At 55.1% G+C, this 11,533-nt stretch carries 4 protein-coding genes and 2 pseudogenes; 1 reads left to right on the top strand and 5 read right to left on the bottom strand.

Annotated elements, in window-relative coordinates:
* Window positions 1-360: 360 nt before the first annotated feature.
* Window positions 361-741 (top strand): hypothetical protein, encoded by a 381-nt coding sequence (locus tag H2P46_RS06750; RefSeq protein ID WP_193404416.1) that lies wholly within the window; start codon window positions 361-363, stop codon window positions 739-741.
* A 1,133-nt stretch (window positions 742-1,874) separates the two neighbouring features.
* On the opposite strand, the pseudogene glgP reads toward H2P46_RS06750, so the two are convergent.
* The 5 genes and pseudogenes from glgP to glgB all read right to left on the bottom strand — a co-directional run bounded on the left by glgP (window position 1,875) and on the right by glgB (window position 11,301).
* Window positions 1,875-4,322: pseudogene (glgP, locus tag H2P46_RS06745) on the bottom strand (glycogen phosphorylase).
* A gap of 17 nt (window positions 4,323-4,339) precedes the next feature.
* On the bottom strand, window positions 4,340-5,773 hold the full coding sequence (gene glgA / locus H2P46_RS06740) for a glycogen synthase GlgA (RefSeq protein WP_193404415.1): 1,434 nt from the start codon (window positions 5,771-5,773) through the stop codon (window positions 4,340-4,342).
* 62 nt (window positions 5,774-5,835) lie between these two features.
* Window positions 5,836-7,128, bottom strand: coding sequence for a glucose-1-phosphate adenylyltransferase (glgC, locus tag H2P46_RS06735; RefSeq protein WP_193404414.1), 1,293 nt, complete (start codon window positions 7,126-7,128; stop codon window positions 5,836-5,838).
* A 10-nt stretch (window positions 7,129-7,138) separates the two neighbouring features.
* Window positions 7,139-9,121 (bottom strand): glycogen debranching protein GlgX, encoded by a 1,983-nt coding sequence (gene glgX / locus H2P46_RS06730; protein ID WP_193404413.1) that lies wholly within the window; start codon window positions 9,119-9,121, stop codon window positions 7,139-7,141.
* Window positions 9,118-11,301 (bottom strand): annotated as a pseudogene (glgB, locus tag H2P46_RS06725) (1,4-alpha-glucan branching enzyme). Before glgB ends, glgX begins: the two are co-directional and overlap by 4 nt.
* Window positions 11,302-11,533 lie beyond the last annotated feature (232 nt).

The following is an 11,533-nucleotide window of genomic DNA, read 5'->3' as shown; positions in this document are numbered from 1 at the left end:
CATGCCGTCCTCTTCGCGGCCTCCCTGCCGCTCGTCCTGAAATCCCTCATCCGCTCAGCGGACGGGATGGCCTCTGGTAACCCCCCCGCTGCAACAGCGGTATCTTTCTGTCGCTGTTTTACTGCGTTGTGCAGGCCGGGAGGTAACCCGGCTGGTTTGGTTCGGACGCGAACCGGCGCTGAAGAGGGTATTCGTGGCACGAACCAGCGTGGTGAGAGATTTGTTCGGGGCGCGATCTGGCGCGGTGAGGATTTGTCTGGTGCTGCGGATCAGCGCGGTGAGGTTTCGTTCGCCCGGGCAGACGGGCAGTTTCATTACTGCCGCTGCGGGCGACCGACAAGGGTTGCAGAGCGGCAACCCTTGACCCGCGCTTCCGGCCAGCCCGCCCGCCGCTACGCGGTGCCTTCGCTTCTTCGGGATTTCTTTACGGACCGGACGGATTCCCTGCCGCTCGTCCTGAAATCCCTCATCCGCTCAGCGGACGGGATGGCCTCTGTTAATCCCCCGCTGCAACAGCGGTATCTTTCTGTCGCTGTTTTACTGCGTTGTGCAGGCCGGGAGGTAATTTGGTTCGGACGCGAACTGACGTTGAAGAAGGTATTCGTGGCGCGAACCGGCGCGGTGAGGAGTTGCCTGGTGCTGCGGATCAGCGCGGCGAGGTTTCGTTCGCCCAGGCAGACGGGCAGTTTCATTGCTGCCGCTGCGGGCGACCGACAAGGGTTGCAAAGCGGCAACCCTTGACCCGCGCTTCCGGCCAGCCCGCCCGCCGCTGCGCGGTGCCTTCGCTTCTTCGCGATTTCTTTACGGACCGGATGGATTCGCCGTCCTGGCTCATGCCGTCCTCTTCGCGGCTTCCCTGCCGCTCGTACTGAAATCCCTCATCCGCTCAGCGGGCAGGATGGCCTCTGTTAATCCCCCGCTGCAACAGCGGTATCTTTCTGTCGCTGTTTTACTGCGTTGTGCAGGCCGGGAGGTAATTTGGTTCGGACGCCAACTGACGTTGAAGAAGGTATTCGTGGCGCGAACCGGCATGGTGAGGGGCTGTCTGGTGCTGCGGATCAGCGCGGTGAGGTTTCGTTCGCCCGGGCAGACGGGCAGTTTCATTACTGCCGCTGCGGGCGACCGACAAGGTTTGCAGAGCGGCAACCCTTGACCCGCGCTTCCGGCCAGCCCGCCCGCCGCTGCGCGGTGCCTTCGCTTCTTCGCGATTTCTTTACGGACCGGATAGATTCGCCGTCCTGGCTCATGCCGTCCTCTTCGCGGCCTCCCTGCCGCTCGTCCTGAAATCCCTCATCCGCTCAGCGGACGGGATGGCCTCTGGTAATCCCCCGCTGCAACAGCGGCTTTTTCCTTTTATGAATTCATCGCGATAATTTTGTAGTTTTTGCATTCCTGACCAACAGACAATGCCTGGCCGAGAAAAAACTTATCACTCACAGAAGGCGGTCTGAGAAGGCATCCGGCGCGCTGAGGAGAGAGCGGAGGCCAGGACGAGCCGACAGGACGTCGGCGAGAGGCCGGAACGAGCCAGGACGGCGAGTCCGGACGGTCCGTCAGGCCGCAGTGAGTGACGAAGGGACAGCGAAGGCTGCCGGACGCCGGGATTGTTAAGGGGCGGGCGTAAGCCCCTTAACACGTCCGCCTGCACAGGCCATGCTGAAACTTCCCCACGCCTGGCGGGCGGAACTTTCACGGAGTGAGCCACTACGTGCCTGACCGGCCCGTCAGGCCATGCTGACTCCCCCGCCTGGCGGGCGGAATCCTCACGGAGTGAACCACTACGTGCCTGACCGGCCCGTCAGACCGTGCTAACTCCCCCGCCTGGCGGGCGGAACGCTTCACAGCGTGATCTCCCACGCCAGGCGTAACCTTCACTACAATCGCACTGGCGAAATATGCCAGATCTCATCCGCATATTCCTGAATCGTCCTGTCTGACGAGAAATAACCCATCCCTGCGATATTCAGCGCGGCGCGGCGTTGCCACTCTTCAGGTCGGCGATAAAGCGCATCCACTTTATCCTGCGTATCCACATAGCTGCGGTAGTCGGCTAACAGCTGATAGTGATCGCCGAAATTCACCAGCGAATCGAACAAATTACGGTAGCGTTCCGGTTCTTGTGGACTAAATACGCCGGATGCAATCTGCGTCAGTACCTGGTGCAGCTCTGCATCCTCTTCATAATATTTACGCGGATTGTAACCGTCGCGTCGTAATGCTTCGACCTGAGGCGTGGTATTGCCAAAAATAAAGATATTCTCTTCCCCGACATGCTCAAGCATTTCAACGTTAGCGCCATCCAGCGTACCGATAGTTAATGCGCCGTTCAGCGCAAACTTCATGTTACTGGTACCAGAGGCTTATGTGCCCGCGGTTGAAATCTGCTCAGAAAGATCGGCAGCCGGGATGATGATCTGCGCCAGGCTGACACTGTAATTCGGGATAAAGACCACTTTCAGCTTGTTTTTCACCTGCGGATCATTATTGATCACCTTCGCAACGTCGTTGATCAGATGAATGATATGCTTTGCCACGTAATAAGCGGATGCCGCTTTACCCGCAAAAATATTCACACGCGGTGTCCAGTCGCCATCCGGATCGGCTTTAATGCGATTGTAGCGAGTAATCACATGTAACACGTTGAGAAGCTGGCGTTTATACTCGTGAATGCGCTTAATCTGCACGTCAAATAACGCGTTCGGATCAAGCACGACATCCAGATTTTTCGCCACCCACTCCGCCAGACGACGTTTATTCTGATGCTTCGCCACCGCCACTTTTTCAATAAAGGCCGGGTAATCAATCTGCGTTTTCAGCTCATTAAGCTGGCTCAGCTCGGTGCGCCAGTTACGACCAATTTCTTCATCCAGGACGTCAGACAACGCCGGGTTTGCCAGCGCCAGCCAGCGACGCGGTGTTACACCGTTGGTTTTGTTGCAGAAACGGCCCGGAAACAGCCGGGAGAAGTCGGCAAAGAGCGACTGCACCATCAGGTTGGAATGCAGCTCAGAAACGCCATTAACTTTATGACTGATCACTACCGCCAGCCATGCCATACGAATCTGGCGACCATTTTTTTCGTCGATAATGGAAATGCGCGACAGCAGATCCCAGTCATCTGGGTAGTAATCCTGGATAGTTTTCAGGAAATAATCGTTAATTTCAAAAATGATACTGAGATGACGCGGCAGGATCCGACCAATCATATCCACAGGCCAGGTTTCCAGCGCTTCGGTCATCAATGTATGGTTGGTATAAGAGAATACCTGGCAGATCACTTCAAAAGCGTTGTCCCAGCTAAACTTCTGTTCATCGATCAGCAAGCGCATCAGTTCAGGAATTGCCAAAACCGGATGCGTATCGTTGAGGTGAATCGCAATTTTATCTGCCAGATTGTCCCAGGTTTGATGCATACGCCAGTGACGGTTCAGGATGTCCTGTACGGTGGCCGAGACCAGAAAGTATTCCTGCCGCAAGCGCAGCTCGCGACCTGAATAGGTTGAATCATCAGGATAAAGCACCCGCGAAACGTTTTCCGAGTGGTTTTTATCTTCCACCGCAGCGAAGTAATCGCCCTGATTAAATTTACCGAGGTTGATCTCATTACTGGCCTGGGAGCCCCATAACCGCAATGTGTTGGTGGCGTCGGTATCAAAGCCCGGAATGATTTGATCGTAAGCCATCGCCAGGATTTCTTCGGTTTCCAGCCAGCGCACCTTAGCGCCCTCATGCTGAATACGTCCGCCAAACCGCACCTTATAACGGGTATTGAAACGCTGGAATTCCCACGGATTTCCATATTCCAGCCAGTAATCCGGCGATTCCTTCTGCTGACCATCAACGATATTTTGTTTGAACATGCCGTAATCGTAGCGAATGCCATAACCCCGTCCCGGCATGCCCAGTGTGGCAAGAGAATCAAGAAAGCAGGCGGCCAGACGGCCTAAGCCGCCGTTACCGAGGCCGGGATCGTTCTCCTCTTCCATCAATTCAGCCAGATCAAGCCCCATTTCATCCAGCGCCTGGTTGAGATCGTCATAAATGCCCATCGCTAACAGCGCATTTCCTAATGTGCGGCCCATCAGGAACTCCATCGACAGGTAATAAACCTGACGCACATCCTGCGACAGCTGGGCACGGCTGGAGCGCAGCCAACGTTCCACCATGCGATCGCGCACCGCCAGCAGAGCGGCGTTCAGCCATTCGTGCTTATTGGCAATCGAGGGATCTTTACCAATGGTGAACATCAGTTTGTAAGCAATCGAGTGCTTTAGGGCATCAACTGTCAGTGTCGGTGAGGCGTAAGTGAAAGGTGCATTCATATCCAGTATCTCATCAGTTACAGCAAACGTTGGTAGAGATCGCGATAAGCTTGTGCTGCCACCTGCCAGCTAAAATCCATTCCCATCGCCTGACGCTGGACGTAACGCCATAGCGAGGGCCGGGACCACAATACAAAAGCGCGCCGAATCGCCCGAAGAAGTGACCAGGCGTTACTGTCCTCAAAACTAAAACCACTGGCGATACCATCCGCCAGATTCTCTAACGAACTGTCGTTAACCGTATCGGCCAGGCCACCGGTTCTTCGCACCAGCGGCAAGGTGCCATATTTCAAGCCGTATAACTGCGTTAAGCCGCAAGGCTCAAAGCGGCTTGGCACCATAATGACATCAGCGCCACCAACAATGCGGTGTGAGAATGCTTCGTGATAGCCAATCTGCACCCCCACGCTGCCGGGATGCTCTGCCGCAGCCGCTAAAAAGCCCTGCTGCAACTCCGCATCGCCCTGCCCAAGCAGCACTAGTTGCCCCCCTTGCGCCAGCAGGCCAGGTAACGCTTCGAGCACTAAATCCAGCCCTTTCTGACGCGTCAGACGACTGATAACCGCGAATACCGGCGCTTTTTCATCCACTTTCAGCCCCATGGCGATCTGGAGCTGACGCTTGTTTTCTGCCTTAGCTTCCAGCGTGTCACGGTTGTAACGCGCACTGAGTAGCAAATCATGCGCTGGGTCCCAAATGGAGGGATCAACCCCGTTGAGCACGCCGCTTAGGCGCCCTTCAAGCATGCGCTGCGCCAGTAGTGTTTCCATGCCATAACCAAACTCCGCCGAGGTGATCTCATGAGCATAAGTTGGGCTAACTGCCGTGACATGATCGGCATAAAACAGACCGGCTTTCAGATAAGAAATTTGTCCAAAAAACTCTAAGCCGTGCATATTGAAGAACGACCAGGGTAGCTGAATCTGATCCAGATGATGGGCAGAAAAGAGCCCCTGATAGGCCAGATTATGCACTGTAAATACTGATTTTGCCGGGCGACCCCGTGCTTCCATATAGGCGCAGGTAAGGCCCGCATGCCAGTCATGCGCATGTACGATGTCAGGACGCCAGTAGGTATCGAGCCCACACGCCAGCTCACATCCCATCCAGCCGAGCAGCGCAAAACGCAGATAATTATCAACGTAAGCGAACTGAGATTCGTCGTGGTAGGGGCTTCCCGGTCGCTCATACAGTCCTGGGGCATCGATCATATAAATGCCCACACCATTGAAATGTCCAAAAAGTAAGCGCACATCACCGGCAAAGGTGTTTAGCTCCGCGACGACTTGCGTCTCCGTTATGCCTTTGCGCAATGCTGGAAACGCGGGAATCAGCACCCGCGTATCCGTTCCACCCGCAATTTGTGCCTGAGGTAATGCCCCGACTACATCAGCCAGCCCGCCAGTTTTGAGCAGCGGAAAAAGTTCTGAACAGACATGTAAAACCTGCATCCTCGACCTCATTAAGTTTATCAGGCACGATCCGCGTGCCGATTGCGTGTGCCGCTTATCGCTTACTGTCCCGCATTAGCCAGTTTGGCCAACATGGCACGGGTGACCAGTACGATGCCCTCTTCCGAACGGTGAAACCGCCGGCTGTCTTCATCAGGATTTTCGCCAACCACCATGCCTTCTGGCAGCACGCAGGCACGATCAATCACACAGCGGCGTAGACGACAGGATCGGCCCACGACCACATCAGGCAGCAGCACGGTGGAATCAATATTGCAAAATGAATTAATGCGTACGCGCGGGAATAAAACCGAATTCACCACCACTGAACCAGAAATGATGCAGCCGCCGGAGACTAAGGAGTTCATCGTCATGCCATGACTACCGGAGCGGTCCTGTACAAACTTCGCAGGTGGCAGCGGCTCCATGTGCGTACGAATGGGCCAGGTATGGTCATACATATCCAGCTCCGGCGTGACCGAAGCCAGGTCAAGGTTGGCACGCCAGTAGGCTTCCAGGGTCCCGACATCGCGCCAGTAAGGCGGTGCTTCGTCGTCCATTTGCACGCAGGAAAGGGCAAACGAATGGGCGTAACCTTCACCACTCGCTACAATTTTTGGCAGGATGTCCTTACCAAAATCGTGATTCGAGTTAGGCGCTTGTTGATCTTCTTCGAGCAGCTGATAGAGGTAATCTGCGTTAAAAACATAAATCCCCATGCTGGCCAGCGCTTTGGTATCGTCTCCCGGCATGGTTGGCGGTTTTGGTGGTTTCTCAACAAAATCGACTACTATGTTCTCTTCGTTCACCGCCATGACGCCAAACGCCGTGGCTTCATGTACCGGCACCGGTAAGCAGGCAATGGTGCATTTCGCGTTTTTGCCAACGTGATCCAGCAACATGCGCGAGTAGTCCATTTTATAGATGTGGTCCCCGGCCAGAATCACGATATATTGCGCCTGATAGCGGCGAATAATATCGAGGTTTTGCGTTACGGCATCCGCGGTGCCGCGATACCAGTGCTCGGTAGAGAAGCGCTGCTGTGCGGGCAGCAGATCGACAAACTCGTTCATCTCTTCGTTGAGAATCGACCAGCCCCGCTGAATATGCTGCGTCAGCGTATGCGACTGATATTGCGTAATCACGCCAATACGGCGGATCCCCGAGTTGATACAGTTGGAGAGCGCAAAGTCGATGATGCGAAACTTGCCGCCGAAGTGTACCGCAGGTTTGGCGCGGTTTGCCGTCAGGTCAACCAGGCGCGTGCCACGTCCTCCTGCGAGGATCAGGGCAACCGTTTGTGTAGGGAGCTGGCGGGCCAGCATCAGGTGTTCTGTTCTGTCTAATTTAACCATGCCTGACTCCTTATGATTGCTTTTGGAACACGCACACACCGTGTGCGGGACCATGCCAGACAGTTAACAGGATGGGATTATCATCCCCGGCGAAAGGAGGAAGGGCATACCATTCTCCGTCTGGTAAGACGATATTACTCACCGAGTCCGTGGCGTTTATTGTTATTAACCAGCGGCCGGAGAGCAGGATCTGCAATCTATGCGCCCCCTGCGTCCATTCTTCGTGCTGCAATGGCTTGCCGCTGGCATTGAGCCACTGCACATTACCGTCATCTTCCTGCCACCAGCGATCTCCGGTCAGCGCAGGAATACGCTGGCGTAGGTGGATCAAGGCAGCGGTGAAATCAACCAGACCTTTATCATCCGCCTGCCAGTCGAGCCAGCTCAGTACGTTATCCTGACAGTAGGCATTGTTATTGCCGTACTGGCTATTGCCGCGCTCATCGCCCGCCAGCAGCATGGGCGTTCCTTGCGCCAGCAGCAGCGTGGTAAGCAAACCGTGCAGGCTGCGGCGGCGGCGTTCAAACACATCGAAGCTAACGTTCAGCCCCTCTTTGCCATGATTGTGGCTGTAATTGCTGTCGTGGCCGTCGCGGTTATCTTCACCGTTGGCTTCGTTGTGCTTTTTATTGAAACTCACCAGATCACATAGCGTGAAGCCATCATGAGCGGTAATCAGATTGATCGTGGCATGCGGACAACGTGTCTCATGCTGAAAGAGATCGCTGGAAGCGGCAAAACGCCGGGCAAACTCACCGTTGCTTATTTCGCCTTGCAGCCAGTAGCGCCGCGCGGTATCACGAAACCGATCGTTCCATTCAACAAATGGCGGCGGAAAGTTGCCAACCTGATACCCTTCGGGACCGGTATCCCAAGGCTCGGCGATAAGCTTGACCTTCGACAGCAACGGACAGGCCCGTATCGCTGCGAACAGCGGCGCATCACGCTGGTAATCCGGCGTGCGGCCCAGCACCGTGGCAAGATCAAAGCGAAAGCCATCAACATGGCCAACGCGTACCCAATAACGCAACGCTTCCAGCATCCACTCCATCACGCGTGGATGATGGAGATTGAGCGTGTTACCACAGCCGGTCCAGTTTTGGTACTCGCCCTGCTCGTTCAGCCAGTAATAGCTGGCATTATCAACGCCGCGCATAGAGAGCGTCGGGCCGATCTCCTCTAGCTCGGCGGTGTGGTTAAACACCACGTCCAGCAAGACCTCGATGCCTGCGGCGTGCAGGTTTTTTACCGCCTGCTGAAACTCCTGTAAGGGCGTTAAACCTTCCTGACCGGAGGCATAACGCGGATCGATCGCCCACAGGGCAAACGGGTTGTAGCCCCAGTAATTGCTCAAGCCCAGATGCAAGAGCCGTGGCTCGCTGGCGAAATGGGCAACCGGCAGCAGTTCAAGCGCAGTAATACCAAGATGGCGCAGATAATCCACCATAACAGGATGGCCCAGCGCCGCGTAAGTCCCGCGCAGCGTTTCCGGAATTTCCGGATGCTGTTTAGTGAATCCCCGCACATGGGCTTCGTAAATAACCGTTTTACCCCAGGGCGTGTTAGGTGCGACGTCATCTTCCCAGTCGAAATCTTCCGCAATCACCAGCGACTTTGGCGCTAACGCCGCATTGTCCAGCAGATCAGGTGCGGTCTCGCCACCGTTGAAGCGCGAATCATCCGGCACATCATCCACGACTGCGCGAGCGCAGGGATCGACTAACAGCTTTGCTGGGTTAAAGCGATGCCCATGTTCCGGCGCCCAGGGACCGTGTACGCGGTACCCATAACGCTGCCCCGGCTTGAGCGCGGAAAAATAGCCGTGCCAGATCCCGTCGTGGCAGCCCGGTAAATCAAAACGTTGCTCAAGGCCGAAATCGTCGAAAAGGCAAAGTTCAACACGCTCAGCATGTTGCGAGAACAGCGTAAAATTGACGCCTTTGCCATCGTAACTGGCGCCTAACGGCGCAATACGGCCAGGTTTCAACGTCATTCACCCTCCCGCACCAGCCACACGGTTGAAAGCGGTGGCAGGTTCAGGCTGAGCGATTGTGGTCGACCGTGACTGTCAATCTGATCGGTCCATACCTGATGATTGCGTACATCGCTGCCGTGATATTCATGCTGATCGGTGTTCAACACCTCGCGCCAGCCACCTGCCTGATTAACGCCAAAGCGATATGCCGGACGGGGCACCGGCGTGAAATTGCTGACGACAATCATTTCGTTGCCTTCACGATCGCGGCGCACAAAGGCAAACACCGAGTTTTCAAAGTCATCGACGACTAACCATTCAAAGCCTTCAGGTTCGAAGTCGAGCTGATAAAGCTGGGTATAATGGCGATAGGTAAAGTTAAGATCGCGCACCAGGCGCTGCACGCCGTTGTGCCAGTTGTCACCGCCTTCCAGCAGATGACAGTCAAGGCTGACGTCGTGATTCCATTCTTTGCCCTGAGCAAATTCATTCCCCATAAACAGCAGTTTTTTGCCGGGGAAGGCCCACATCCAGCCATAATAAGCACGCAGGTTGGCAAATTTTTGCCATGCATCGCCCGGCATACGGTCGAGAATGGAACCCTTACCATGCACCACTTCATCATGCGACAGCGGCAGCACGAAGTTCTCGGTATAGTTGTACATCATGCCAAAGCTCATCAGGTTGTGATGATACCGACGATGTACCGGATCAAGTTTCATATAGTCGAGCGTGTCGTGCATCCAGCCGAGGTTCCATTTGAACCAGAAACCCAGCCCGCCGCTTTCCGGTGGACGTGATACGCCAGGGTAATCGGTAGACTCTTCCGCCACGGTAATTGAACCTGGTGCAGCGTGGCCCAGCGTGCGATTGGTATAACGCAGGAAGGTAATCGCTTCGAGATTTTCCCGACCACCGTAATGGTTGGGGATCCACTGCCCTTCGGCACGGCTGTAATCGCGGTATATCATTGATGCCACCGCATCAACGCGCAGGCCGTCAATGCCGAAGCGTTCCATCCAGTACAGCGCGTTACCCGATAAATAGTTGCTGACTTCGCGGCGTCCAAAGTTGTAAATCAGCGTGTTCCAGTCTTGATGGTAGCCTTCACGCGGATCGCTGTGCTCGTAGAGTTCAGTGCCATCGAACTTCGCCAGGCCAAAATCATCCCTGGGGAAATGACCAGGAACCCAATCCAGCAGCACGTTCAGACCCGCAGCGTGGGCGCTGGCAATAAATTGTCGGAATTCATCCCGCGTACCAAAGCGGCGCGTCGGCGCGTACATGCCCAGCGGCTGATACCCCCAGCTGCCGTCAAACGGATGCTCGTTAATCGGCAGCAGTTCAATGTGGGTGAATCCCATCTCTTTAACGTAAGGGACCAGTTGCTCAGCCAGCTCTTTGTAGCTCAGCCAGAAATTGTTGTCGGTGTGGCGACGCCAGGAACCGAGATGGACCTCATAGATGGAGATGGGCGCATCAAACGCGTTCGCCGCTTTGCGCTCGGCTTTTATCTCCAGTTTGTTCGGCAGGCCACAAATCATTGAAGCCGTTTCTGGACGCATCTGCGCTTCAAAAGCAAAGGGATCGGCTTTAATGCGTAGCTTGTCGTTAACATCAATAATTTCAAATTTGTATAGCTGGCCGTTAAAAGCCCCCGGCACAAACAGTTCCCAGATGCCCATTTCGCGACGCAGCCGCATGGGATGATGGCGGCCATCCCAGAAATTGAAATCACCGACCACGGAAACACGGCGCGCATTTGGCGCCCATACGCAGAAACGTGTCCCGCTGACGCCATCGATGACCGTGCCATGGGCGCCCAGCGTTTCATAAGGCCGCAGATGTGTGCCTTCCGCCAGTAACCACGCATCCATCTCTTCCAGCAGGGGGCCAAAGCGGTAAGCATCATCCAGCAGGTTTTGTTGCCCATGCCAGTTCACCGCCAACTGATAGCGGAAAGGATTTTTGCGGCGCGGGATGACGCCGCTGAAAAAACCACGTGAATCGACACACTTGAGTTAGGCGAGTTTTCGTCCGGTATTCGTTTCAATGACCCAGACTTCCGAGGCTTCGGGTAACAAAGCCCGCACTTCAAGGCCATGTTCAGTCTGGTGCATCCCCAGTAACGAAAAGGGATCGGCATAATTACCCGCAAACAGGGCGTTGATCGTCTGGCGAACGGGAAGCTCTGACATGACTTTCTTCCTGTGATATTTGGCAGGCGAAATGGGCGCGATCTTTCGCGCGCATCAGATGCGCTGCTCTTCATTGAGCCATGCGTACAACGACAAGGGAGAGAGCCAGTCCATGGGGAAGATTCTTTGCCGTGTACAACAACCATTCAGTTCGGAAATCAAAACAGTCAACTAGCGGCACATCATTGCTAAATCATAGCTTGGCGTTGGAATTTTCCAGGTCAGAAAGCAA

The sequence above is a fragment of the Mixta mediterraneensis genome (genome assembly GCF_014946725.1).
GTDB classification, from domain to species: domain Bacteria; phylum Pseudomonadota; class Gammaproteobacteria; order Enterobacterales; family Enterobacteriaceae; genus Pantoea; species Pantoea mediterraneensis.
This window is presented reverse-complemented; position numbering and strand designations above follow the sequence as displayed.